Origin of the sequence: Cognatishimia sp. MH4019, from assembly GCF_020177595.1 — a bacterium.
GTDB lineage: Bacteria > Pseudomonadota > Alphaproteobacteria > Rhodobacterales > Rhodobacteraceae > JAHTBL01.
This window is the reverse complement of record NZ_JAHTBL010000009.1, coordinates 136054-161946: the sequence shown is the minus strand read 5'-3', so window position 1 is coordinate 161946 and position 25893 is coordinate 136054. Positions and strand designations below refer to the sequence as shown.

Annotated in this window: 24 protein-coding genes; 21 read left to right on the top strand and 3 right to left on the bottom strand. The window is 57.7% G+C overall.

Going from position 1 to position 25893, the window contains the following annotated elements; translation table 11 throughout:
• Positions 1-384, bottom strand: a 384-nt coding sequence (locus tag KUW67_RS15340) for an acyltransferase (RefSeq protein WP_224826210.1), incomplete at its 3' end; no start/stop codon positions are given.
• Between the two features lie 148 nt (positions 385-532).
• Here KUW67_RS15340 and KUW67_RS15335 point away from each other — a divergent pair.
• The 6 genes from KUW67_RS15335 (at position 533) to KUW67_RS15310 (ending at position 6877) form a co-directional block, all read left to right on the top strand.
• A complete protein-coding gene (locus KUW67_RS15335; RefSeq protein ID WP_224826209.1) occupies positions 533-1294 on the top strand; it encodes a hypothetical protein in 762 nt (253 codons plus the stop codon).
• Positions 1295-1354: 60 nt separating this feature from the next.
• Entirely contained in the window at positions 1355-2881 is a 1527-nt protein-coding gene (locus KUW67_RS15330) for a glycosyltransferase family 4 protein (RefSeq protein WP_224826208.1), read from the top strand.
• Between the two features lie 67 nt (positions 2882-2948).
• On the top strand, positions 2949-4247 hold the full coding sequence (locus KUW67_RS15325; RefSeq protein ID WP_224826207.1) for a nucleotide sugar dehydrogenase: 1299 nt from the start codon (positions 2949-2951) through the stop codon (positions 4245-4247).
• Positions 4248-4257: 10 nt separating this feature from the next.
• Complete coding sequence (locus tag KUW67_RS15320; protein WP_224826206.1) at positions 4258-5193, top strand: Gfo/Idh/MocA family protein; 936 nt, start codon at positions 4258-4260, stop codon at positions 5191-5193.
• Complete coding sequence (locus KUW67_RS15315) at positions 5190-5762, top strand: acyltransferase (protein ID WP_224826205.1); 573 nt, start codon at positions 5190-5192, stop codon at positions 5760-5762. The genes KUW67_RS15320 and KUW67_RS15315 overlap by 4 nt, the downstream gene beginning before the upstream one ends.
• On the top strand, positions 5762-6877 hold the full coding sequence (locus KUW67_RS15310) for a DegT/DnrJ/EryC1/StrS aminotransferase family protein (protein ID WP_224826204.1): 1116 nt from the start codon (positions 5762-5764) through the stop codon (positions 6875-6877). Before KUW67_RS15315 ends, KUW67_RS15310 begins: the two co-directional genes overlap by 1 nt.
• Here KUW67_RS15310 and KUW67_RS15305 read toward each other — a convergent pair.
• Complete coding sequence (locus KUW67_RS15305; RefSeq protein WP_255596847.1) at positions 6874-8556, bottom strand: ABC transporter ATP-binding protein; 1683 nt, start codon at positions 8554-8556, stop codon at positions 6874-6876. The two genes, KUW67_RS15310 and KUW67_RS15305, sit on opposite strands and share 4 nt — an antisense overlap.
• A 187-nt stretch (positions 8557-8743) precedes the next feature.
• Here KUW67_RS15305 and wecB point away from each other — a divergent pair, with 187 nt between their 5' ends.
• The 4 genes from wecB (at position 8744) to KUW67_RS15285 (ending at position 13486) form a co-directional block, all read left to right on the top strand.
• Positions 8744-9814: a non-hydrolyzing UDP-N-acetylglucosamine 2-epimerase gene (gene wecB / locus KUW67_RS15300; RefSeq protein WP_224826203.1), complete on the top strand. Its 1071-nt coding sequence runs from the start codon at positions 8744-8746 to the stop codon at positions 9812-9814.
• Between the two features lie 129 nt (positions 9815-9943).
• Positions 9944-11284 carry an NAD(P)-dependent oxidoreductase gene (locus tag KUW67_RS15295; RefSeq protein WP_224826202.1) on the top strand — a complete coding sequence of 447 codons (1341 nt, stop codon included), beginning with the start codon at positions 9944-9946 and terminating at the stop codon, positions 11282-11284.
• On the top strand, positions 11284-12588 hold the full coding sequence (gene preA / locus KUW67_RS15290) for an NAD-dependent dihydropyrimidine dehydrogenase subunit PreA (RefSeq protein ID WP_224826201.1): 1305 nt from the start codon (positions 11284-11286) through the stop codon (positions 12586-12588). The genes KUW67_RS15295 and preA overlap by 1 nt, the downstream gene beginning before the upstream one ends.
• A 40-nt stretch (positions 12589-12628) precedes the next feature.
• On the top strand, positions 12629-13486 hold the full coding sequence (locus KUW67_RS15285; RefSeq protein WP_224826200.1) for a DMT family transporter: 858 nt from the start codon (positions 12629-12631) through the stop codon (positions 13484-13486).
• Here the strand turns inward: KUW67_RS15285 and KUW67_RS15280 are convergent.
• The gene (locus tag KUW67_RS15280; RefSeq protein ID WP_224826199.1) at positions 13452-14093 is read right to left on the bottom strand and encodes a TetR family transcriptional regulator C-terminal domain-containing protein; all 642 of its coding nucleotides are present in this window, start codon (positions 14091-14093) and stop codon (positions 13452-13454) included. The two genes, KUW67_RS15285 and KUW67_RS15280, sit on opposite strands and share 35 nt — an antisense overlap.
• A gap of 219 nt (positions 14094-14312) precedes the next feature.
• On the opposite strand from KUW67_RS15280, the gene KUW67_RS15275 reads away from it, so the two are divergent.
• The 11 genes from KUW67_RS15275 to rfbF all read left to right on the top strand — a co-directional run bounded on the left by KUW67_RS15275 (position 14313) and on the right by rfbF (position 25882).
• On the top strand, positions 14313-15560 hold the full coding sequence (locus KUW67_RS15275; protein ID WP_224826198.1) for a Zn-dependent hydrolase: 1248 nt from the start codon (positions 14313-14315) through the stop codon (positions 15558-15560).
• Positions 15561-15585: 25 nt separating this feature from the next.
• Complete coding sequence (gene hydA, locus KUW67_RS15270; RefSeq protein ID WP_224826197.1) at positions 15586-17040, top strand: dihydropyrimidinase; 1455 nt, start codon at positions 15586-15588, stop codon at positions 17038-17040.
• A gap of 24 nt (positions 17041-17064) precedes the next feature.
• Positions 17065-17847, top strand: coding sequence for an ABC transporter ATP-binding protein (locus KUW67_RS15265; RefSeq protein WP_224826196.1), 783 nt, complete (start codon positions 17065-17067; stop codon positions 17845-17847).
• On the top strand, positions 17840-18292 hold the full coding sequence (locus KUW67_RS15260) for a GNAT family N-acetyltransferase (protein ID WP_224826195.1): 453 nt from the start codon (positions 17840-17842) through the stop codon (positions 18290-18292). The genes KUW67_RS15265 and KUW67_RS15260 overlap by 8 nt, the downstream gene beginning before the upstream one ends.
• Positions 18292-19224 carry an ABC transporter permease gene (locus KUW67_RS15255; RefSeq protein WP_224826194.1) on the top strand — a complete coding sequence of 311 codons (933 nt, stop codon included), beginning with the start codon at positions 18292-18294 and terminating at the stop codon, positions 19222-19224. The genes KUW67_RS15260 and KUW67_RS15255 overlap by 1 nt, the downstream gene beginning before the upstream one ends.
• Entirely contained in the window at positions 19221-20069 is an 849-nt protein-coding gene (locus KUW67_RS15250) for an ABC transporter permease (RefSeq protein WP_224826193.1), read from the top strand. Before KUW67_RS15255 ends, KUW67_RS15250 begins: the two co-directional genes overlap by 4 nt.
• A gap of 27 nt (positions 20070-20096) precedes the next feature.
• Positions 20097-21083 carry an ABC transporter substrate-binding protein gene (locus KUW67_RS15245; protein WP_224826192.1) on the top strand — a complete coding sequence of 329 codons (987 nt, stop codon included), beginning with the start codon at positions 20097-20099 and terminating at the stop codon, positions 21081-21083.
• Between the two features lie 691 nt (positions 21084-21774).
• A complete protein-coding gene (locus tag KUW67_RS15240; RefSeq protein ID WP_224826191.1) occupies positions 21775-22947 on the top strand; it encodes a glycosyltransferase family 4 protein in 1173 nt (390 codons plus the stop codon).
• Positions 22944-23381: a GtrA family protein gene (locus KUW67_RS15235; RefSeq protein WP_224826190.1), complete on the top strand. Its 438-nt coding sequence runs from the start codon at positions 22944-22946 to the stop codon at positions 23379-23381. The genes KUW67_RS15240 and KUW67_RS15235 overlap by 4 nt, the downstream gene beginning before the upstream one ends.
• The gene (locus KUW67_RS15230) at positions 23378-25000 is read left to right on the top strand and encodes a hypothetical protein (RefSeq protein WP_224826189.1); all 1623 of its coding nucleotides are present in this window, start codon (positions 23378-23380) and stop codon (positions 24998-25000) included. Before KUW67_RS15235 ends, KUW67_RS15230 begins: the two co-directional genes overlap by 4 nt.
• A 78-nt stretch (positions 25001-25078) precedes the next feature.
• Positions 25079-25882, top strand: a complete 804-nt coding sequence (gene rfbF / locus KUW67_RS15225; RefSeq protein WP_224826188.1) for a glucose-1-phosphate cytidylyltransferase — start codon at positions 25079-25081, stop codon at positions 25880-25882.
• Positions 25883-25893 lie beyond the last annotated feature (11 nt).

Here is a 25893-nt window from a genome sequence, read left to right as displayed (position 1 = left end):
AACAAAAGACCATCGAAACACGGCGCTTGCTTCACCGCAAATCGGCCGCATAATCAAACCAACCAGATGAGCCAGATCCTCTCTTAGCTCAGGCGCCCATCTGTCCCAAAATCCCTGACGACGGACAAGCACCAATGTCGCCAGCAGAACGACAATTAGTGACGGCGTAAGGCGTGCGATTCGCCTTTTGTAAAAGCCCCAAAGCTCGAAACTGTCAGTTTGGAATTGTCTATAAATGATGGAAGTGATGAGGAAACCGGATATGACGAAGAAGACATCAACGCCAAGATAACCTCCAGGTAACAGGTTCGGAAAGGCATGGAATATGACGACAGCACTTACTGCTACGCCCCGAAGAGCGTCGATATCTGCACGATATTGCATGGAATACTTGGTCCTCGAACAATACTTTTTGTGATGAAGAAACCGGTGCTCAAGGTCAAGCGGCCTACCTTTCTGAGCTCTTTTGGCGCATAGATTCAAACGCGACCCAAGGCTTGAAGTAAACGATCACTTTGGAATAGGACGCTTCATGAAGTTTTTCTATGTCGAGCAAAAGTCAGATGTCGATTTGACGCGACAGGTGATCTGCGCAGCACCTTCCTTATTTGGTGGCACCATTGGCCATGAGTTGCGCGAAATGTTGAGCCATGCGCATGCCTCCGAGGTCTCATTCGAAGAGATGAAGACCTTAAATGTACCGGTAAATGCTTGGCGAGATACCGACGGTACTTCTGTTGCCAACAGTGTCGTTCCTGATAGAACTCTGGTTATCGGAGAGCCTGATCTGTTTCGAAGAGTGGGCTTAAGAACGGCTGATTTTCCAGTCAGCGAGACGTTGCATCGCAAGCGCCTGATCGTGTTTCCTGACATGGCGTATAAAGTAGTTCACGCATCGGCTGATTGGTCTATCACGCTTGCGCGGTTCGGCCGTTTGCCAGCAAATCTGGTTTGGCGCGCGTTGCGGTTTGAACCACAGCCCAGCGGGCAAAGATTTGAGCGTATCTTTCGCAGGAAGTCGTGGTGGAAGAAGTCAAACAAGTTGCTTCTCGGTCTCTTCAACGACCCCGCCGAAACCTTTCTTTTTGGCAATCTCATTGTCCCGAGAACGCGGAGTTCAGAGCGACTAGTCTTGGCCGCACGGCTATCTGGATTGGTTACCACCTCGACTCTGCCGACCAGCTTCGCAGAATTTACCGAGACTCAGGAGCACCAACGTCATGAGGCACTACGAAGCAACGCGCAGCGTTACGAGGCTTGTTTCCAAAAGCTCTTTGACCTTAAGGAAGGCTAGTGTGATACGGGCTAGCTAAAAAGATGTCTTGTAGTTTTGTAAGTTGAAGCAAGGTTATCTTTGCAAGAAAGAAAGTTCAAAGATTTGACGGCGAAGCCAACTGTCTGGGTACTAAACTATCATGAAGTCTTGAATGATCCGAGGGTCTTCAAGGAAACAAAAACTTTGGCTAATCATGAATACGAGGTGTGCGTTTTCTGCGATCAGCCGAAAGGCTATGCCTCCCACGAAAAGCGAGACGGTGTCGAAGTCAGGCGCTTCAAATGTTTCTCAGCAAAAGATTTTACAAGAGACGCTTTGGACCTTGTAGATCGCTATCCCAGATCAGCAGAAGCATCGAGGGGTCTGTTATCCCCAGTGGTGGAGCTTGTAGAGGCTCTTTTAGAGCTAGGTCATGTTTCCGAACGTTCAGCAGAAATCCTCGAAAACCCGAAATTGTATAAAGAGACGTATAATCATGCGAATGGAGCGAAGCGCCTTCAGCTTAAAAGCCGCCATATCGCTGCGAAGATGGCGCTCAAAGCGCGTGCGATCGCCGATAGTGGCTTAGAGGAAGATGTTCATATTTGGCGTGAAAAACTAAGGATTGAGCGCGAGCTTGAAAAAACGGTTCGCGAAACTTTCCACGCATCAGCCTTCATCTTTGCGCGCAATCTTTTGCAGTTTTGTCCGGCAGCCCCACCTCAAATTGTACACGCGCATGATTTATTTACCGTACCTGCAGCGCTAGAGCTCAAGAGGTTGCACGGCTGCAAGGTTATTTATGATGCCCACGAAATCGAGACTGCCCGTGCGACAAAGATGCCCAAGACGGGCCGAGCACATGTCGACGCGTTGGAAAGGGATTGTCTGGATCAGGTAGATGCTGTGGTGACTGTTTCTGAGAGCATCGGCAAGTTTTACGAGGCTCGCTTTGAGGGACCTGCGCCAACAGTTGTGATGAATGCTCCCGAGGTTACTCTCTCTCCCGCTCAGGCCGTGAAAGAGGGCATCGATATTCGTTCAAAGGTTGGGTTGTCGCGGGAGGTGCCGCTGCTGGTTTACACAGGGGGCATTCAGAGAGAACATCGTGGCCTGCACAAAGTGGTGGAGGCTCTCGCAGCGTTCAAGGATGTGCATCTAGCAACTTTGGGTGCACGGCATCCCAATAATGACGATTGGTTGCTCTCGCATGCCGAACGGCATGCAACAATAGATCGCCTCCATCTGGTAGATGCTGTTCCTGCTGACCATGTCGTCGGAACGATTGCTTCAGCCACAGCGTCTATTATCCCAATCCAAGGCGTCAGCTTAAGCTACCAGATGGCTATGCCAAATAAGCTTTTCGAGGCTGCAATTGCACGCTTGCCGATTTTGGTTTCGGACTTGCCTGATATGCGGAATTTCGTCGAAGATCTCGATATTGGGATAGTCATGGACCACACTTCGGTCGAAGGCATCGCGGATGCGATCCGCTCCTTGCTTGAATCACAGCGGACCTCTTGGGGGACGCCTAAAACCAATGATCTTCTGGAGAATCATTTCAGTTGGTCTGCACAGCAGCGAAGCCTCTTGGCGCTCTATGACGCACTGACAGCTGAAACTTGAAAGATGGCTTGATTGTCTTGAGTGAAAAGCGGTAACCGCGAGGTCAGACAGCGAAGTGAGTAAATTAATGGATCAAAAATTAGCCAACTCTCATTCTGCTCACGTCGTCGGAATACTCGGCCTTGGCTACGTAGGTATTCCCCTCGCGCTTAGGATTTCCGAGGTTGGACAATCGGTCCTCGGGTTCGATGTCGTTCAGGATCGCGTCGATCAGCTCAACGCTGGCGAAAGCCCGATCAAGCATATCTCGGCGGACGATATCGCGACCATGCGCAACGCGGGGTTCGAGGCGACCACGGATTTCGCCCGCGCGGCGGAGTGCGATGCGCTGATCATCTGTGTGCCCACGCCGCTTGATAAGACGCGCGAACCAGACCTGAGCTTCGTGACCGCAACGATGGACTCAATCGCGCCTTACTTGCGCAAAGGGCAGTTGTTGAGCCTTGAAAGCACAACATGGCCCGGAACGACCAAGGAAGTTCTGCTGCCATATGTCGAAAAGGCCGGGCTTGAGGTCGGGAAAGACTTCTATCTGGTTTACTCGCCCGAGCGCGAGGATCCGGGGAACGCGAACTTCAACACGCAGACGATCCCGAAGATCGTGGGCGGGCATACGAAGGCCTGCCTGGACGCTGGTGTCGCGCTCTATGGCGCGTTTATCGACCATGTCGTGCCGGTCAGCTCGACCGAGGCGGCGGAGATGGTCAAGCTGCTGGAGAACATTCACCGGTCGATCAATATTGGTCTCGTGAATGAGATGAAGATCGTCGCGGATGCGATGGATCTGGACATTTTCGAGGTAATCGACGCGGCCAAGACGAAGCCGTTTGGCTTTACGGCCTATTATCCGGGACCAGGGATCGGGGGGCATTGCATCCCGATTGACCCGTTCTACCTGACCTGGAAAGCGCGGGAATATGGGCTGCATACGCGGTTCATTGAGCTTGCGGGTGAGATCAACGCAAAGATGCCTCAATACGTGGTCGACAAGACGGTGCGTGCTTTAAATGAGGCCGGTAAGTCTTTGAAAGACGCCAAGGTTTTGGCATTGGGCATTGCCTACAAGCGCGATGTCGATGACATGCGCGAAAGCCCTTCGGTCTTCGTGATGGAGCTGCTGCGGGACTGGGGGGCGGAGGTCGCTTATTCGGACCCGAACGTGCCGGTATTCCCCGAGATGCGGGAGCATGATTTCGATCTGAGCTCGGTCGATCTGACGCCGGAGAGCCTGGCCTCCTATGATGCGGTGATCCTGCTGACGGACCACACAGATTTCGACTATGACATGATCCGCGAACACGCGAAGATCGTTGTGGATACACGCGGGAAATTCCGTGATGGCGGCGATCATATCCGCCGCGCATAAGGGACGACAGATGACCAATTACGCACTGATCGGAGCCGCTGGCTATATCGCCCCGCGCCATCTGAAAGCGATGAAAGATACGGGCGGAACGCTGGTCGCGGCCTATGACATCAACGATAGCGTCGGGATCATGGACAGCCATTTCCCCGATGCGGCGTTCTTTACCGAGTTTGAGCAGTTTGATGCGTTTGTGCAGGACCGTGGTGGGATTGATTACATTGGTATTTGCTCGCCCAACTATCTGCACAAGTCCCATATGGCGTTTACGTTGCGCGCAGGTGCGGATGCGATTTGTGAAAAGCCGTTGGTTCTGAACCCGTCCGATCTGGATGATCTGGCGAAGCTGGAGCAGGAGACAGGGCAGAAGATCAACACGATCCTGCAACTGCGCCTGCACCCCGCGATTGTGGCTTTGCGCGACAAGATCAAAGCGGGGCCGAAGGATAAGGTCTATGACGTCGATCTGGGGTATTTCACCTCCCGTGGGGCTTGGTATCACGCCTCGTGGAAGGGTCTGACCCATAAGTCGGGCGGTATCGCCAGCAATATTGGCGTGCATTTTTACGACATGCTTTCGTTTGTGTTCGGGCCGATGAAAACCAATATCGTGCATCACCGCGCGGCAGATAGCTCGGCCGGGTATCTTGAGTTTGAACAGGCGCGCGTGCGCTGGGTTTTGTCGATCAACCGCGATCATCTGCCTCCGCAGACGCCCGAAGGGCAGTCGACCTATCGCTCAATCACCGTGGATGGCGACGAGATTGAGTTCTCGGGTGGCTTCACCGATCTGCACACCGCAAGCTATCAGAATGTACTGGACGGCAATGGCTACGGCTTGGACGTGGTGCGTCCTTCGATTGAGGTCGTCAGCCACATTCGCGATGCGGCGTTGGAGCCCGAAAAGGGCGAACAGCATCCGATGTTGAAGGGTATCCTTGCTGCATGATCGACCCGTCTGCCTTTGTCCATGAAAGCGCCTATGTCGACGATGGGGTCGAGATCGGCGCAGGGACAAAGATTTGGCATTTCGTGCATGTGCTGGGCGGGACGACCATCGGCAAGAACGTGATCCTCGGGCAAAACGTGATGGCCGGGCCGAATGTTTCGATTGGGGATGGCTGCAAGGTGCAGAACAACGTCGCGCTCTATAAGGGTGTGACGCTTGAGCGGGACGTATTTTGCGGCCCGTCTTGCGTGTTTACAAACGTGCTGACGCCACGCGCGCATATCGAGCGTAAGGACGAATTTGGTGAAACGTTTGTAGGGCAGGGGGCGACCATTGGCGCCAATGCGACAGTCGTTTGCGGGCATCGGCTGGGTGCCTTTTGCATGGTCGCAGCTGGTGCTGTGGTGACAAAAGACGTGCCTGATTACGCTCTGGTCGTCGGGGTGCCGGCCAAGCGCATCGGGTGGGTGAGCCGGTCTGGTGATCGCTTGGGCGATGATCTGATCTGCCCGCGCAAAGGCGAGCGGTATGTCGAAGAAAACGGCACGCTCCGGCTGGAGGAAAGCTGATGCAATTCATTGACTTGGCGGCCCAACAGGCTCGTTTGAAAGACAAGATCGACGCGCGCATTCAAGCCGTGTTGGCGCATGGAAAATACATCCTGGGGCCGGAAGTGGCTGAGTTGGAAGAGCGGCTTTCGGCGTTTTGCGGGGCCAGGCACACGATCACCTGTGCCAATGGTACGGATGCGCTGCTGTTGGCGCTGATGGCGCTGGATATTCGGGGCGGTGATGCTGTGTTTGTGCCTGCATTCACTTTTGCGGCGACGGCGGAGGTCGTGCCTTGCATGGGCGCCGTTCCGATCATGGTCGATTGCGATCCTGATACGTTCAATATGGATCCTGAAAGCCTCAAGCGCTGCATTGTGATGGCGCGCGAGATGGGACTGACGCCGAAGGTCGTGATTCCGGTTGATCTGTTTGGTCTGCCTGCCGATTACACGGCGATTGAGCCGATTGCCCGGGACGAAGGGCTGACAGTGATTGCCGACAGCGCGCAGGGTTTTGGCGGGCGGATCGGGAACAAGGTTACGGGGACTTTTGGACAGATCACAACGACCTCGTTTTTCCCGGCCAAACCGCTTGGCTGCTACGGCGATGGTGGTGCGATCTTTACGGATGATGATAACTTGGCCGAGCTGATGACCTCGTACCGGTTTCATGGCAAGGGCGATTACAAATACGATAACGTGCGGATCGGGATGAATTCGCGTCTGGACACATTACAGGCTGCGATCCTACTTGAGAAGCTCGCGGTCTATGAGGAAGAAATTGAAGCACGACAACGCGTTGCAGAGCGTTATTCAAGTGCTTTAGCCCCGCGTTGGAGCGTGCCGACAGTGCCGGGACGCATGCTGTCGGTCTGGGCGCAGTACACGCTAAAGGCCGAGGATCGCGCGGCGCGGGACGCAGTGATGGCGCGGCTGAAAGAGGCCGGGATCCCGAGCGTTGTCTATTACCCAATGCCGCTTCATCAGCAGACGGCTTACAAGGCTTTTCCGGTTGATCCCGACGGTTTGCCGGTGTCCGAAGAGGTTGCCGGGCAGGTGTTTTCCCTACCGATGCACCCCTATCTGAGCGAGGCCGATCAGGACCGTGTGATCGAGGCCTTGCTGACTGACTAGGCTGCGGGAGCAGGCGCAAAGATGGCCTTGAAGTGGTCGGAGCTTGCGCGGACCTTATCGACTGTATCGAACGCCACGACACGGCCTTCATCCAACACCAGCACCTTGTCCATCCACTCCAGCGTGGAGGCGCGATGGGTGACAAAAAGCACGACGCTATCGGGCGTGGTCTCGCGGATCGCCTGCATCACGCGCTGTTCGGTCTCGCCGTCGAGCGCGCTGGTGGCCTCGTCATAGATGAAGACCTTGGCCGGTTTGATCAGCGCGCGCGCGATCCCGACGCGTTGTTTTTGACCACCCGACAGGTTCGAGCCATTTGGCCCGATCTCTGTATCGAGACCGTCTGGGAGTGTATCGGCGAAGTCGAGCACGGTCGCCTTGCGTGCGGCGTCCTCGATCTGCGCGTTGGTTGCGTCTGCACGACCATCACGAATATTGTCGCGGATGGTGCCATCGAAAAGGAACACGTCTTGCGAGATCAACGCGATTTGCGTGACGCGTTGGGCCGGGGAAAGTGTCGAGATGTCGACACCACCCAACAGGATTTCGCCTGACTCTGGAGTGTAAAAGCCCTGAACGAGGTCAATCAACGTTGTCTTGCCAGCACCGGAAGATCCGACGACCGCAGTGTGCTGGCCTGGTGCTACAGCGAAAGAAACCTCTTTCAACGCGGGGGACCGTGGGTTGTAGTAGTGGGCTAATCTATTCACCTTGAGGCTCGCCGACTTCGGCACAGGACCATCTGCCATTGATGGCGCTGCATCGTCTGGGTTTAAGACCGCGTACATCTTTGCGAGAACGAAAATCCGACGCTGCAACTTTACCCAGATATTCGAGAGGCGCTGCGCGGGTTGATATGCCATCAAAAACGCTGTGATAAATGCCGTATATGCACCTGCATCAACGTTTGACTGAGCAACTTCACGACCAGCATAAATTACGAATACAGCTAAGGATATACCTCCCAAGAGCTCCATGAGTGGAACCGTTGCGCCAATTAGCTTTGCGATCTGCATCATGCGGCCCTGCATCTGATCAATAGCCCCAGTAAACCGAGCGCTACTTTTTTCCTCAATGCCGTAGCTTTTGATGGTCTTGATACCTTCGAATGTTTCTGCACCGATCGAATAGATCGCTCCATCCATCGCGAGTTCGGCTTGCCCCAACTCGCGGATTTTTCCCGAAAGCGTCGAAATTATAAGATAGATAAAAGGAAGCAATATAAGAGTGAGAGATGACAGAATAGGAGATTGTGATACCATGACGAAGACTAGTGATATCAAGGTGAGAACGTCGGTCAGCATCTTGTTTGATATGCCAACCACGATTGTTCCGGCTGCGCGACCGAACATGAGTGTTTTGGCAATTTCACTAGCAGAATGCGTTTGAAAGTAGCCAACATCTTGTAAAACCAAGGTGTCGAAGACTTTCTTTTGATAGGCCGCCGCCACTGATCTGGTGAAGATGACGCTCGCAACCGTATTTGCATAAAGCGCAACGCTTTTAGTTGCGAAGACAGCGATCACGAACAAAGCAACGGCGATTGCAGAGTTTGCACCGTCACTGCCGAAGACATCATTCACTATAAGTTTCGTGGAGTACGCCTGAGCTGCGGTCAAGGCCGCAACTGCTATCATACAAGCCAGAGAAAAGACATAGAGCTTCCACCGAGATGGCATGCTGTCCTTCAGAAGCCAACTGACTAGCTTTGTCTTTGAGGGCTCTTGTTTTGTCTCTGTCATAACAGCGATATAGGTCTACAAGGTAGGGAACGCAAAGCTTGTCTACCTCCTTGTCTGAAACTGTTTTCTTGGCATTCGATTTGGAATACTGCTTTCAGTTAAATCAATCTTGGAACCAACCCTCATGCGCATCATGACCGTCATCGGAGCCCGCCCGCAGTTCATCAAGGCTGGCGTCGTATCAAGGGCGATTGCTCGGACCGAAGGGTTGGACGAAGTTATCGTTCATACCGGTCAGCATTTTGATGCGAACATGTCTCAAGTGTTCTTCGATCAGTTGGGGCTTCCCAAGCCAGATCATCTGTTTGATATCAATGGTGGATCCCATGGCGAGATGACGGGGCGGATGTTGACGCAGATCGAGGCCGTGATCGGCTCCGATAAGCCCGACGTGATGATGGTCTACGGCGATACCAATTCGACCCTAGCGGGGGCTTTGGCGGCGGCCAAGCTGCATGTTCCCGTGGCGCATGTAGAGGCGGGGTTGCGCAGCTTCAACATGAAGATGCCCGAAGAAATTAATCGGATCCTGACCGACAACATCAGCGATATTCTCTTTTGCCCGACACAGGTGGCGGTCGATCAACTGTCCCGTGAGGGCTTTGATCAAAAGCCAGCAAAGGTCGAGTGGGTGGGCGATGTGATGCAGGACAGTGCGCTCACATTCGCTGATATGGCGCAGATGCCATCCGAGGTCGCGGGGCAAACCAGGTTTGTCTTGGCGACGGTGCATCGTGCGGAAAATACGGATGTGCCTGAGCGACTAGCGGCCATCGTGCATGCGCTTAACACCGTTCATCGCGATGTCGCACCGGTAATTTTGCCGCTGCATCCAAGGACGAAAAAGATGATCGCACAAGCCGGGCTGTCGCTGGAAGTTAGGACCATTGATCCGGTGGGATATCTCGAATTTCTGGCGCTATTGAAGGATTGTGCACTGGTGGCGACGGATAGTGGCGGCGTGCAGAAGGAGGCGTTTTTCTTCACCAAGCCGGGCGTCGTGATGCGTGATCAGACTGAATGGACCGAGCTGGTCGAGAACGGTGCCAACGTGCTTGTGGGCGCGGATGCCGAGCAGATTGTTGCCGAGACACGAGCCGCTTTGAACAAAACGATAATGGATGACGGCTCCCTTTATGGGGGCGGGACAGCCTCGAACAGGATTGCGAACAGCCTTAAGGCGACTTTCTTCTAGGCGCATGCCTGAAATTTAGGCGCTTATTTTGGTATGGGACCCCAAAACCGCCCTCAAAAATTTAACCATATGGTCAGAAATTAAATTCCGTGCTTCACTGACACAAAGGTCTAGCAACAGGAATCAGCCATGACAGAGCATCTCAGGGCGTCTGGTGTCGCAGCAGGGCGGGTGAGCCAGGACAGTATTGACGCGAATTTCAGTGACTTGCATCCGGCTTACGCGCCCCATGAAGCGATGGTTGCGGCGGATCGGTGTTACTTTTGCCATGATGCGCCCTGCATCACGGCTTGCCCGACCGCAATTGATATCCCGCTTTTCATTCGACAGATCGCGACCGGCACATCCGAGGCGGCGGCGGAGACGATACTAGAGCAGAACATCCTGGGCGGTATGTGCGCGCGGGTCTGTCCGACGGAAACCTTATGCGAGCAGGCTTGCGTGCGCGAGGCCGCAGAAGGCAAACCGGTGGAGATTGGGCGGCTGCAGCGCCATGCGACCGACACGCTGATGGCACAGGACGTGCATCCTTTCACGCGGGCGGACGCGACGGGCAAGACCGTGGCTGTCGTGGGAGCCGGGCCAGCTGGGCTGGCTTGCGCGCATCGGTTGGCGATGCACGGGCATGATGTCGTGATCTTTGAGGCGCGCGCGAAGGGGGGCGGGCTGAATGAGTTTGGCATCGCCGCTTATAAATCGACCGAGGATTTCGCGCAGAAAGAGCTTGATTGGTTATTGCAGATCGGCGGGATCGAGATCCGTTATGGGCAGGCGTTAGGCGAGGGCCTTTCGCTGACGAGCCTGCAGAGCGATTTTGATGCGGTATTTCTGGGCATGGGTCTGGGCGGCGTGAATGCGCTGGCGCTTGAGGGCGAAGAGACCGACCATGTCATCGATGCCGTGGCGTTCATTGCAGATTTGCGTCAGGCCGAGGATTTGACGGCGCTGCCCGTGGGTCGCCGTGTCGTGGTGATTGGCGGCGGCATGACGGCTGTTGATGCCGCGGTGCAGTCGAAGCTGCTGGGCGCAGAGGACGTCACGATTGTCTATCGGCGTGGGCAGGAGGCGATGTCGGCTTCCAAATATGAACAGGATCTGGCGCAACAAAAAGGCGTGCGGATCGTGTGCAATGCAGCACCTGTGGGGATCGAAGGGAATGGGTCGCTTAGCGGTGTGACCTTTGCCTACACGGAAGCTCAGGACGGCAAGCTGGTGGTGACGGATGAGACCTTCACCTTGCCGGCCGATCAGGTTTTCAAAGCGATTGGCCAGACGCTGGCCGAGACGCCAGAAGCGCTGAAACTCGACGGGCGCAAGATCTCTGTTGATGACGTTGGGCGCACCAGCGTGGCGGGTGTCTGGGCCGGTGGCGATTGTGCGGCCGGTGGGGATGATTTGACGGTCACAGCCGTCGCGGAAGGGCGCGATGCGGCGCTGGATATTCATGCAACGCTAGCAGGAGCAAGCTGATGGCTGATCTGACGACAACGTTCTGTGGCATTACATCTCCGAACCCGTTCTGGTTGGCTTCTGCCCCGCCGACCGACAAGGAATACAACGTCCGCCGCGCTTTTGAAGCAGGCTGGGGCGGCGTTGTCTGGAAAACGCTGGGCGATGACGGCCCGCCTGTTGTGAACGTCAACGGTCCGCGCTATGGCGCGATCTGGGGGGCGGATCGACGATTGTTGGGTCTCAACAATATCGAGCTGATTACGGACCGCCCCTTGCAGGTCAATCTCGATGAGATGACCCGCGTGAAGAAGGATTACCCCGACCGCGCGCTGATCGCGTCCGTGATGGTGCCTTGCGAGGAAGCGGCCTGGAAAGAGATCCTGCCGCGTATTGCCGAAACGGGCTGCGATGGGTTCGAGCTGAACTTCGGATGCCCGCATGGGATGGCCGAACGCGGGATGGGCTCGGCCGTGGGTCAGGTCCCCGAATATATCGAGATGGTGACGCGCTGGTGTAAGGAAACCACTGATCTGCCGGTGATCGTCAAGCTGACGCCGAATGTGACCAATATCCTGGGGCCTGCTCAGGCGGCCAAGGATGGTGGCGCGGATGCGGTCAGCCTGATCAACACGATCAATTCGATCACGTCGGTAAACCTGGATACGATGTCGCCTGAGCCGATGATCGACGGCAAAGGCACCCATGGCGGTTATTGTGGCCCCGCGGTGAAGCCGATTGCCCTGAACATGGTGGCCGAGATTGCGCGCAACCCGACGACCCATGGCATGCCGATATCCGGAATTGGCGGCGTCACCACTTGGCGCGATGCGGCAGAATTTATCGCTTTGGGCGCAGGGAACGTGCAGGTCTGCACCGCGGCGATGACCTATGGGTTCAAGATTGTGGAAGAGATGATCTCGGGCCTGTCGCAGTGGATGGATGAGCAAGGCCACGCGCGGGTGGAAGATGTCGTGGGCCGTGCGGTGCCGAATGTGACCGATTGGCAGTATCTCAACCTCAACTACGTCACCAAAGCGCGGATCAGTCAGGACGATTGCATCAAATGCGGGCGCTGTTATGCGGCTTGCGAGGATACATCTCATCAGGCGATCTCGATGTCTGAGGATCGGGTGTTCGAGGTGATGGATGACGAATGCGTCGCCTGCAATCTGTGCGTCAATGTCTGCCCGGTGGAGGACTGCATCACCATGGAGACCCTCGCCCCCGGCGCGCTGGATGAGCGCACCGGCAAGACGGTTGAAGCCGACCCGGCCAACTGGACCGTGCATCCCAACAATCCGAGCGCAACCGCTGCGGAGTAGCGTCGCCTCCCTTTCAGGCGCAGGGCAGGGGCATCTGGCGATGCTCCTGTTTTCGTTGCTAGTATCTCTGTCGTTTTCGCTGGGTCACCTGATCGCGCAGGACATCTCGCCAGCCGCGTTGATGACGCTGCGCTTTGCGGTAGCGAGCCTTGTTATGCTTGGCGTGGCGCGCGCCTTTGGCGTCGCGATCAGACCCGTTTTCCAGCGCTTCTGGCGGTTTTTGCTGATCGGCGGCTGCATGGCGGTCTACTTTATCACCATGTTCGAGGCGTTGCGCTCGACCACGGCGGTGTCCACTGCGGCGGTCTTCACCTTGACACCTTTATTGGCCACGGGCTTTGGCTATTTGCTTTTGTCCCAACGCACGAGTGCGGCCACCTTCGCCGCTTTAAGCATCGGGGCCTGTGGCGCGATCTGGGTCATTTTCCGCGCAGATATCGCCGCGTTGATGCGGTTCGAAATCGGGCCGGGCGAGGCGATTTTCACCATAGGCGCGCTCGCGCATGGCGCGGTGCCAAGCCTGTCGCGCAAGCTTTTGGAGGACGTGTCTCCCTTGCAAGCCGCCCTTGGCACGACTGTGGGCGCGCTGATCGTGGCTGGAGCATACGGGATGCGCGATCTGGTGACGGTGCCGTTCGCAGAACTGCCCGGTCTGGTCTGGATCGTGCTGCTCTATCTGGCGGTTGTCACCACGGCGGTAACGTTCTTTTTGGTGCAATATGCCAGCAAACGCCTGCCCGGCAGTAAGGTGATGGCCTATACGTATCTGGTGCCTAGCTGGGTTGTCATGTGGGAGCTTTTATTCCACGGCACACGCCCCGCCACGGTCATTCTGTTCGGAATTGCGGGGACCATTCTGGCGCTTATTCTGCTGCTTCGGGACGAAGAGAGCGGCTGAAAAGCGTGGTCAGAAAGGCCTCCGCCTCGTCAAAGACATCGTCTTCGCTGGCGGGTTTCAGGATCGCGCGGACCTGAATGTCGAAATCCGCATAATGCTGGGTCATCGCCCAGATCGAGAAGATCAGATGATGCGGGTTAAGCGGCGCGAGCTTGCCTTGCGCACTCCACTCCGCGATGACGGCGGCTTTCTCATCCACCAGCGCTTTGAGATCGCCTGACAACGTGTCCGCCGTACGCGGTGCGCCGTGCAGAATTTCCGTTGCAAAGAGCTTGCTTTCCCGCGCCATGTCCCGCGACATTTGCAGCTTGCGACGGATATAGGTGAGTATTTCAGTCATCGGATCGCCGTCGGGTGAGAGGTCTTTGAGCGGGCTCAGCCACCGCTCCAGAAGGCTCTCCAACAAGGTCGTGTAGATCGCGTCCTTGCTGCCGAAATAGTAAACCACATGCGGTTTCGACATGCCCGCGGCGGCGGCGATTTTATCCAGCGTCGCCCCGCGCAAGCCGTGCACGGCGAAAACATCCAGCGCTGCTTCGAGGATGACTTCACGCTTTTCGCGCTGAATACGTGTCTCTTTCTTGGGTTTTGGAAGTGCGGTCGTCATCAAGGTCCTTTCACGGCAGCGCAGCCGTGTCGCGTTCCGCGTGTGGCCTGTCTGCAAATGTGCGAGACAGGTGCGCATCTCTCAAGCATTTTTTGGGCGGTGAAGTGCATTTCTATCCAAATGGTCAAAAAATGATTGACCCTTCCAAGGATGCTCCGTCACGCTGAGGTCAGGGCGGAATCGCCTTTGGGGCATTTGCGACACGTCGGGAGAAGATGCATGGATCGCAGTAAAAATCTGCGGATTGATCCGAATCGTTTGTGGGACAGTCTGATGGAAATGGCCAAGATCGGGCCGGGCATCGCGGGTGGCAGTAATCGCCAGACCCTGACGGATGAGGACGCCGAAGGCCGCGCCTTGTTTCAAAGCTGGTGCGAGGCGGCGGGCATGTCGATGGGTGTCGATACGATGGGCAATATGTTCGCCACGCGCGAAGGCACGGATGCGGACGCGCTGCCGGTCTATGTCGGCTCGCATCTGGATACGCAGCCGACTGGCGGCAAATTTGACGGCGTCTTGGGAGTGTTAGGCGGGCTGGAAGTGGTCCGCACGCTCAACGATTTGGATGTGAAGACCAAGCACCCGATTGTGGTGACGAACTGGACGAATGAAGAAGGCACGCGGTTCGCGCCGGCGATGCTGTCGTCAGGCGTGTTCGCCGGAAAGCACACGCAGGACTGGGCTTACGCGCGCGTCGATGCGGAGGGCAAGAGCTTTGGCGATGAGCTGAAGCGCATTGGCTGGGTTGGCGATGAGGCCGTTGGCGCGCGCGACATGCACGCGATGTTCGAGCTGCATATCGAGCAGGGGCCGATCCTAGAGGCCGAGGGCAAAGAGATTGGCGTTGTCACGCATGGGCAGGGCCTTCGCTGGATCGAATGCACGGTGACGGGCAAGGAGAGCCATACCGGCTCGACGCCCATGTCGATGCGCAAGAATGCAGGCCGTGGCTTGGCGCTGGTGACAGAACTGGTGCATGAAATCGCGATGAAGAACCAGCCTAATGCGGTGGGCGCCATCGGGCATATCGATGTCTATCCGAACTCGCGTAACATCATTCCGGGGAAGGTGGTGTTCACGGTCGATATGCGCACGCATCTGCTGGACAAGCTGAATGCGATGGTGGCCGAGTTTGAAGAGCGCGCGCCGAAGCTATGTGCAGAGATCGGCGTGGAGTTCGAGTGCCATATCGTCGGCCAGTTCGACCCGCCTGCGTTTGATGAGACCTGCGTGGCCGCCGTGCGCGATGCGGCCGAAGAGCTGGGCTATAGCCATATGGATATCGTCTCGGGTGCCGGGCATGACGCGTGCTGGATCAACGATGTCGCGCCGACCGCGATGATCATGTGCCCCTGCGTGGATGGGCTTTCGCATAATGAGGCCGAAGAGATCAGCAAGGAATGGGCGCAGGCAGGCACGGATGTGCTGCTGCATGCGGTGCTGAATACGGCGGAGATTGTGGAGTGATCGCGCTCCGAAGAAAGGACCAAATATGACAAAAGTCATCAAGAACGGAACCGTTGTCACCCATGATCTGACCTACAAGGCGGATGTGCTCATTGACGGTGGCAAGATCATTGAGATTGGGCCAGACCTTAAGGGCGACGAGGAACTGGACGCGACGGGATGCTATGTCATGCCTGGCGGGATCGATCCGCATACGCATCTTGAGATGCCGTTTATGGGGACTTATTCCTCGGATGATTTTGAGAGCGGGACGCGAGCGGCTTTGGCCGGGGGCACCACGATGGTGGTGGATTTCGCCCTGCCGAACCCCGGTGAGAGCCTGCTGGATGCGCTCAAGCGGTGGGACAATAAATCGACCCGCGCGAACTGTGATTACTCGTTCCACATGGCGGTGACGTGGTGGGGCGAGCAGGTCTTTGACGAGATGAAAACCGTCATCGAAGAGCGCGGGATCACGACTTTCAAGCATTTCCTCGCCTATAAGGGCGCGTTGATGGTGAATGATGACGAGCTTTATTCGTCATTCCTGCGCCTGTCGGAGCTGGGCGGTGTGGCCATGGTGCATGCTGAGAATGGCGATGTCATCGCAGAGCTGAGCGCCAAGCTGCTCGCTGAGGGTAATACTGGGCCAGAGGCCCATGCCTATTCACGACCCTCCCAAGTTGAAGGGGAGGCGACGAACCGCGCGATCATGATCGCGGATATGGCGGGGGTGCCGCTTTATGTGGTGCACACATCTTGCGAGGAAGCCCATGAGGCGATCCGGCGCGCGCGCCAGCAGGGCAAGCGCGTTTGGGGTGAGCCGCTCATTCAGCACCTGACGCTGGATGAAAGCGAGTATTTCCATGACGATTGGGACCACGCCGCGCGACGCGTGATGTCGCCGCCTTTCCGCAACAAGCAACATCAGGACAGCTTGTGGGCGGGGCTTCAGGCGGGGTCTTTGTCCGTAGTGGCGACGGATCACTGCGCGTTCACGACCGAGCAGAAGCGCTATGGCGTGGGCGACTTCACCAAGATCCCCAACGGCACGGGCGGGCTTGAGGATCGGATGCCGATGCTCTGGACGCATGGCGTCAAGACCGGACGACTGACGCTGAATGAGTTTGTCGCCGTGACCTCCACTAATATCGCGAAGATCCTGAATTGCTATCCGCAGAAGGGGGCCATTCTGGTTGGCGCGGATGCGGATTTGGTCGTCTGGGATCCTGAGAAGTCCAAAACCATCACCGCAGATACGCAGCAATCTGCCATTGATTACAACGTCTTCGAGGGCAAAGAGGTGACGGGCCTGCCGCGCTTCACGCTGACCAAGGGCCATGTCGCGGTCCATGACGGCGAGATCCGCACGCAGGAGGGCCACGGAAAGTTTGTCGCCCGCGAAGGCAATGCGCCGGTAAACCGCGCGCTGTCGAGCTGGAAAGACCTGACGGCACCACGGCCCGTCGAACGCACGGGCATTCCTGCCACCGGCGTCTAAAATACCTAGAGAAACGAGCACGCATTGAGCCAGCAACCGAAGATTTCCGCGCAAGGTCTGAACCTGACATTTCAGACCAATGATGGTCCTGTGCATGCCTTGAAGGATGTCGATCTGGACATTCAGGAAGGCGAGTTTGTCAGCTTTATCGGCCCGTCGGGCTGCGGGAAGACCACCTTTCTGCGCTGCATTGCGGGGCTGGAGACACCAACGGCGGGCGATCTGTCCGTCAACGGGATGACGCCGGACGAGGCGCGCCGGTCGCGGGCCTATGGCTATGTGTTCCAGCATGCGGGGCTTTATCCATGGCGCACGATTGGAGGGAATATCCGGCTTCCGTTGGAAATCATGGGTTACTCAAAAGCCGATCAGGAAGAGCGGGTGGCCAGGACGTTGGAAATGGTCGACCTCGCGGGGTTCGAGAAGAAATATCCGTGGCAATTGTCGGGCGGTATGCAGCAACGTGCCTCGATTGCCCGCGCTCTGGCCTTTGATGCCGATATCCTGTTGATGGACGAGCCGTTTGGCGCGTTGGACGAGATCGTGCGTGATCACCTGAACGAGCAGCTCTTGCAGCTTTGGGCGCGCACGAAAAAGACCATCGGTTTTGTGACCCACTCGATCCCCGAGGCGGTGTATCTGTCGACCAAGATCGTCGTGATGAGCCCCCGTCCGGGCCGGATCACGGACATCATCGACAGCCCGCTGCCTGCTGAGCGGCCCCTTGATCTACGCGACACACCCGAATTCCTAGAGGTCGCGCATCGCGTGCGCGATGGGCTACGCGCAGGGCATTCCTATGATTGAGAAGGCCTGTATAGCACCTCGGATCCGCGAGGGCAGGGCCGCGGATGCTGAAGCGTGCGCGGGCATTTTGAACGACTGGATCGACCGGACCGACTGGATGCCGCGGCTGCATGGGCATCGCGACGTCGTCCGCCATTACCGCGATGTGGTTTTTGCGACGCGCAAAATCCTTGTGGCGGGTGACAAGCCAGAAGGATTTTTGGCGCTTGATGAGGACGCGCAGATGGTTACTGCCCTTTACTTGGCCAATCCGGGGCAGGGTCTTGGCAGCGCTTTGCTGGACAGGGCAAAGGAAGGCCGTGATCGACTGTCTTTGTGGACGTTTGTGGCCAACGCACCCGCGCGCCGCTTTTACGAGCGAACCGGATTTAGCGAGATACGCCGAACGGGTGGCGAGAATGAAGAAAACCTGCCCGATACTCTTTTGCAATGGGTGCGCGTGTGATGGGACGTATTCTCCCCATCCTCACCGTGCTCGCTGGCCTTGTCGCCATCTGGTATCTGGCCGTGGCCCCCATGAATGTACGCGTGGCGCTTGATACGGTGGAGCGGGCCGGGGTCGTTGTGACGCCCGAAGGCTCGGTGGAACGGCGAGATGTCAGTGTCTGGCGTCTGATGGCGCAAAACCGGGAGCATGTGGCGGCTGGCTACACGCTGGACCGACCGCGCTTGCCGACACCTGCGCAAGTCGGGGCGGAGCTTTGGAAAACCACCGGAGAGATGGCCGCAAAGGGGCGCGCGTGGTCGAAACGCTCGCTGATTTATCACAGCTGGATCACGCTCAGATCAACGCTTTGGGGCTTTGTGCTTGGCACCTCCATCGGCATCATCGGCGCGATTGCGATTGTCTATTCGCGGGTTGCTGATCTGAGCATCATGCCATGGGCGATCATCAGCCAGACCATTCCGATTGTTGCGCTGGCGCCGATGATTATCGTCGTGTCCAGCCAGCTTGGCGTGGAGAACCGAGGCGTGCCGAAGGCGATCATTTCGGCCTATCTGTGCTTTTTCCCGGTGCTGGTCGGCATGGTGAAGGGCTTGCGCTCTCCGGAAGCATCGCAGCTGGATTTGCTCAAGACCTATGACGCGACGGGGTTTCAGACCTTCCTGAAGCTACGATTGCCGGGGTCGGTGCCGTATCTGTTCACCTCCTTGAAAGTGGGCATCGCGGCGGCCTTGGTTGGAACCATCGTGGGCGAATTGCCGACAGGGGCGATCAGCGGCCTGGGCGCACGGATTCTGATCGGGGATCAGTTCGGCACGCCGCTGGCGATCTGGGCGGCCCTGTTCGCAGCAGCGATCCTTGCAGGCATTCTTGTGACAATCCTTGACCTGACCCAACGCCTGACCCTTGGCCGAATGGGAATGCGCGCATGAGCTGGCTTTTGTTCGGATTGGGGTTCTGGCTTATCGCGTGGGGCGTCAATGTTTGGCTCGCGCGGTCCGCTTGGTCGAACACGCGTGCGGTCAAGGTGCTGGTGCCAGTGATCTTTGGCATCACGCTGATTGTACTGTGGGAGGCGAGCGTGCGCGGACTGGGCGTCAGCCCGGTCATTCTGCCGCCGCCCAGCCAGGTCGCGCAGACCTTTGCGGCCTCCACCGATATCCTGTGGATCGATTTTGTGCAGACCGTGCTGAAGGGCGCGCTGCGCGGCTTGGCCATCGGCATCTCTGCGGCTGTGATCTGTGCGGTGTTGATCGACCGCTCTGCCTTTCTGACCAAAGGGTTGCTGCCCATCGGCAACTTTTTCGCGGCTCTGCCCATCGTCGGTATCGCGCCGATCATGGTGAACTGGTTTGGCTTTGACTGGCAGTCAAAAGCCGCCGTTGTCGTGGTGATGGTGTTCTTCCCGATCCTGGTGAATACTGTGCAGGGCCTGCGCGCCACCGATGCCATGCAGCGCGATCTGATGCGCACTTATGGGGCCAGCTATTGGCAGACGCTCTTCAAGCTGCGCCTGCCTGCGGCGATGCCGTTTGTGTTCAACGGCCTGAAAATCGCCATGACGCTGGCGCTGATCGGAGCCATCGTGGCGGAGTATTTCGGCTCTCCCACGCGCGGTATGGGCTTTCGCATCTCGACGGGGGTGGGGGCGCTCTCGATTGATCTGGTCTGGGCCGAGATCGTGGTTGCCGCTTTGGTAGGCACTTTGCTTTACGGCGCGGTCGCATGGATCGAAAAACGGGTGACCTTCTGGCACCCCTCGCAAAGAAACCAGTAAAATAAATCATCAACAAGGAGAGAGACCATGAAGATCAAGACATCCCTAGGCGCTGCTGCCCTGAGCCTTTTGGCCGGCGCCGCGTTGGCCGCCGACGAGGTGACGCTGCAACTCAAATGGGTCACGCAGGCACAGTTTGCGGGTTACTATGTCGCCTTGGAAAATGGCTATTACACCGAAGAAAACCTGGACGTGACGATCAATCCGGGCGGTCCTGACATCGCACCCACGCAAGTGCTGGCCGGTGGCGGCGCAGATGTGACTGTCGAGTGGATGCCCGCTGCGCTGGCCGCGCGCGAAAAAGGTCTGCCGATGGTCAACATCGCGCAGCCGTTTAAATCATCGGGCATGATGCTGACCTGCCGCAAGGATGCGGGTATCGAAACGACCGAGGATTTCGCAGGCAAGACATTGGGCGTGTGGTTTTTCGGCAATGAGTTCCCGTTCCTGAGCTGGATGAGCCAGCTGGGTCTGCCGACCGACGGCTCTGACGCGGGTGTTGAGGTCTTGAAGCAAGGTTTCAACGTCGATCCGATCCTGAACGGGCAGGCGGCCTGCGTGTCGACCATGACCTATAATGAATATTGGCAGATCATTGATGCAGGTCTTAGCCCCGACGATCTGGTGCTGTTCAAATATGAAGAGCAAGGCGTCGCAACGCTTGAAGATGGTCTCTACGTGCTTGAGGAAAACCTCGAAGACCCGGCCTTCCAGGACAAGATGGCCCGCTTTGTGCGCGCCTCCATGAAGGGTTGGAAATGGGCTGAAGAGAACCCCGAAGACGCCGCCATGATCGTGCTGGAATATGACGAGACCGGCGCGCAGACCGAAGCGCATCAGGTGCGCATGATGGGCGAGGTTGCCAAGCTGACTGCCGGTTCGGATGGCACGCTTGATCCGGCGGACTATGAGCGGACGGTGGCCTCGCTCCTGGCGGGCGGCTCGGACCCGGTGATTACGAAAGCCCCCGAAGGCGCTTGGACCAGCGTCATCACGGATGCTGCTTTGCAATAAGCTTGAGATAAGAAAGGGGGCCGCTTTGGCCCTCTTTCGCACCGTCCCGGGCGTGATCCGGGACCTCTGACAGGACGAGTGGCGCGAGACCCCGGATCTGGTCCGGGGCGGGCCGCGCGGACCGGGGCGAAGGGCGCTCTAGTGTATTCCCTTTAGTCAGAACCATCACCTTCCAGATTCGCGAAACTGGTGTAACCTCATAGGCATATTCACGCCTATTGCGATTTTTGTAGTGGGCCGAAACTTACTTTTGCTCAGTTCATGGGCGCAGATCATTTGAGACCAGGGTCGACGGGGTACAGATAAGTGTCTTGAAAAGACGCGATGAGATCGGGCTTAAGCCCGAGCCCCGCGGCTTTGGTGTGAAGCGGCTTTGAGCCGGCGTCGATGCTTGATGCAGCAAATATTACGTGCTGCCATGGGTTTTTGGCGCGTCTGAACCAAGAGGTATGAGCAAATTCCGTAGACCGGTTCCTGTCACAGGAACAGGCGTAATGAGGTGTGGCCTTGGAAAGAATTTGTCGTCCGACGTGCTTTCAGATTTGCTTTCAAACCACGGTCTCGCGAGTGGATCGTCATGCCTGCGTCAGGCCTACCGCAAAGCGCGAGGTCTGAGATGGTGCGCAGCCGATCTTCAGCTTTGACATCTTTGCGCGATGGACAGACAGAACCCCGCTCGCAGCATGTGGTTGTGATCGGCAGTCTGGCGTGGTCGCTGGTCAATTTCCGGCTGGACCTGATGCGGCGGATGGTTGCGCAGGGCCACCGCGTCACGGCGATTGCACCGGATTTCGATGATGATGTCCGCGCGCGGCTTGCCTGTCACGGGATTGACTGCCGGCAGGTGCGGATGAACCGGACGGGCCTGAACCCACTCACGGATCTACGCAGCCTTGCGCAGCTGGTTCGGACTCTGCGCGCGCTCAAGCCCGATTGCGTTTTGTCCTACACCATGAAGCCAATCGTCTATGGCAGTCTAGCTGCGCAGATCGCCGGGGTGCCGACACGCTTTGCGATGTTTACAGGGCTGGGCTATGCATTTTCCGAGCCCCGCCCGACCGGCCGTCGGCGTCTGGTGCGCGGTATCGTCGTTGCACTTCACCGGGTCGCTTTGCGAAAGATCACCGGTGCGTTCTGCTATAATGCGCAGGAGCGTCGCGATATCCGGGATTTCAAGCTCATTCCTTCTGCGACGCGGCTGACGGATGTCCCCGGCTCTGGCGTTGATACGGCCCGGTTCACACCGAAAACCGCTGCCCCTGGCAGCCAGATCCGGTTCCTCTTTGTTGGCCGGCTTTTGCGCAGCAAGGGGCTTGTCGTTCTGGCGGATGCCACACGCAGACTGCGTAACAGGGGCCATGCCTTTACGCTGTCGGTGCTGGGTCCGATGGACACCAACCCCGACGCCATCACCGCGGCCGAGCTGGACGCCTGGCAAAGGGGCGACGTGCTGCAATATCTGGGCGAGACGCGCGATGTCGCGCCCTATCTGGCAGCCACGGATGTTTTCGTGCTGCCCACGATGCTCCGCGAAGGCGTGCCGCGCACCATTCTGGAGGCGATGGCGAGCGGTCTGCCTGTCATCACGACCGATGCACCGGGCTGTGGGGAAACCATCGAAGACGGCGTTTCCGGCCTTGTGGTGCCTGCGGGTGATGCGGACGCCCTTGCCGCCGGGATGGAGCGGTTTCTGACCACGCCTGAACTGGTCACCCAAATGGGTGAGGCCGCCCGCGAAAGGGTCTGTGCGCGCAACGATGTTGAGCTGATCAACGCGCGCTTGCTGGTCGCGATGGGGCTTGAAAGGCCCGAGGGCCGTGACCCAAAGACCCATAACGATCCACGGTTGGAGAGTGCGGCATGACCGTCTCGCGCTCCCCCTTCAACCGAGTGCTTGGTGAGGTGCCGCCAAGCTTGCAACGGCCCGTGCGTTTCCTTGGAACAGGCGTTCTGAACACGGCCTTTGGTTACGGCGTCTTTGCGCTGGCGATCTGGCAAGGGGCTGCGCCGCAAATGGCGCTGATCCTGCAATTTGGGCTGGGTATTCTGTGGAATTACATGACCCACGCCAAACTCGTTTTCGCCGTCCGTGGCGTCACTCGACTGCCGCTGTATGCGCTGGCTTACGGGATGATCTATCTGGCCAATGTCGCCTTGCTGGCAGGCCTGATGAAGCTGGGGCTGAACGCGTATCTTGCGCAGGCTCTGGCGCTTCCGGTGATCGTTGTTTTGTCCTTCGTGATGGTCGCCAAGGCACTTGGCGCGCCCATCACTGCACGCGGGGAGGGGGCTGGATGACGGACGCTCCGATCACCTTGCAGCGGGGCCGTGGGGCGCTGCTGAGCGGACGCGGGTCCCTAACTGTGGCGCTTGCGGGCATCGGGCTGCTGTTGCTGCTTGCGGCGCTCTTTGGGCGCATCATGGATTTCGGAATCCGCCGAGACGAGATGCTGTTCGTGGCCCCCGCCGTGCTACTGGAAAGCCAAAGCCTTTATGCGGATTTCTTCTACAATCACGTGCCTTATTCGGCGTGGCTCTTCCGGGCGAGCGCTCTGGTCTTCGGTGACATCGGCGTCCTTTTCTCCGCCCGCCTTGCGGTCTTCGGCGCGTGGCTGCTGCTGCTTGGCACCAGCTATTGGAGCGTTGCGCGCCTGTCGGGGTCACCCCTTTTGGGCTTGGTCGCCGTCGTCGCTCTCATCACGAGCGAGACCCTGCTGGGCCAAGCTGGCATGGCCGCGTCGAACAACCTGCTACCCTTAGCGTTCTCGATACTGGCCGTCGCGCTTTTCGTGACCGAAGTGGTTGACGAGCGCACACGTTTTGCCCCGCTTTGCGTTGCCGGTCTCAGCCTGTCGATTGCCATCGGTATGAAGGTCAGCGCCGTGGCGATCATGCCCCCGCTTCTCGTTGCAAGCCTGTTGCTGCCACGCGAGATGACCTTTGGGGCGCGGCTGAAAAACGTGCTGTTTCCCGCATTGATCGGCGCGCTGATCGGGGCTGTGCCGCTCTTTATTGTGCTCATGCAAGCGCCAGAGCTTTTCATGGCCCATGTGGTGGGCTTTCATACCGGCCCCCATGTCGCCTATTGGGACGCCTTTCGCCATACCGAGCCAAATCTGGCGATGGGCGTGCAAGGCAAGGTGTTGCTGGCCTATGGCGGGTGGCTGTCAGGCAGTGTTCTGTTGATGGCGCTTCTGACATTGGCAGCAGGCTGGGCGGCGGTGTTGCGTCCCGCGATGCGTTTACCTGTCGGAGCGGCCATGACCGTTCTGGCAATCCTCGCTGCCAGCATGATTATGAGCTTCGTGCCCACGCCGGGCTTTCCGCAATATTACGCGGCCCCCATCGTTTTTGTGCCGCTGCTGACCGCGCTGCTAGTGCGTCCCCTGGCCCGTGCAGAAGTGGCCTTCCTGACACCGATTTTCGCTGCGAGCATCATGTTGATGCTGGTGCTGGCGATGCCACGTTTGGCGCCGGGTCTTGCCACGCTGGCATCACCAGAGCGCACGCAGGTCGCTCAAATCGCCAAAGGTGGGGCAGGGATCGCTGCGGCTTTGGACAAGGCAGGAGTTGAAGGCCCAGTTGCAACTTTCCTGCCGCTTTACCCGCTAGAGGCCGGGTTGGACGTTTATCCCGAATTGGCCACGGGTCAGTTCGCCTACCGCATTGATGCGTTCCTCACGCCTGAGCTGGCCGCACAGTATGTGGTCGCTGGTCCAGACGCGATGATCGCGCGGTTCGCACAAACGCCGCCTGCCGCGTTCCTGCTGGGCTATGAGCCTGCGCTGGAAGGCCCGTTTCAGGATTGGGCCATCGCCAATGGCTACAAACAGGTCGATGTCGCGGGGCTGTCGAACCGCTACGGCGAGGGGGTTTTGCTGGTCCGCGATACTGGAGGCGCAGCGCATGATGAGTGACTTTTCAACATATCCGGGAAGACGCACCGGCCAAGGCGTACCCGGCATCACCCACATTTTGCAGAAGGAATTGAGAACATGAAAACGCTCCTTTTAGCGGGCGGTCTCGGATCGAGGCTTGCCGAAGAAACCGTCACAATCCCCAAGCCCATGGTCGAGGTTGGCGGACGGCCGATCATCGCACGGGTCATGGATATCTACAGCCATTTCGGCCACAACGATTTCGTGGTTGCGGCAGGCTATAAAGGGCTGATGCTCAAGCAGTTCTTCGCGAATTACCACCTGATCTCGAACAACATCACCGTGGCGCTCGACAGTGGCGAGATGGAGTTGGTCCCCTCCGCTCCGGGTGGCTGGAACGTGTCGGTCGTAGACACCGGAGCGCATACGATGACCAGCGGGCGCATTCGCCGTCTGAAGGACTGGATCGGCAACGAGACGTTCATGTGCACCTATTCGGACGGGCTGGGAAACATCGACATCGACGCCCTGCTCGAATTTCATCGCTCGCATGGCAAGCTGGCCACTGTCACCGCCGTGCAGCCGCCTGCCCGTTTCGGCAATATCGACCTGAGCGGCGACCGGGTGAAAGCGTTCACAGAAAAGGTCCGTAGCCGCGAGACTTGGATCAATGGCGGTTACTTCGTCTTTGAGCCAGGCGTGATGGATTACATGGTCGACGATACCGAGCCGCTTGAGCAGACGCCATTGTCGCAAATGGCCCGTGATGGCGAGCTGATGGCCTTCCGCCATCCCGGCTTCTGGCATCCGATGGACACGATCCGCGACCGCAACTCGCTGAACGAATTTGCCAAGCAGGAGACCCCGCCATGGCTGCAATTCGGTGAAGCTGCGGCGAACGTCCAGCCCATCGCGATTTAAAGGAGCATATC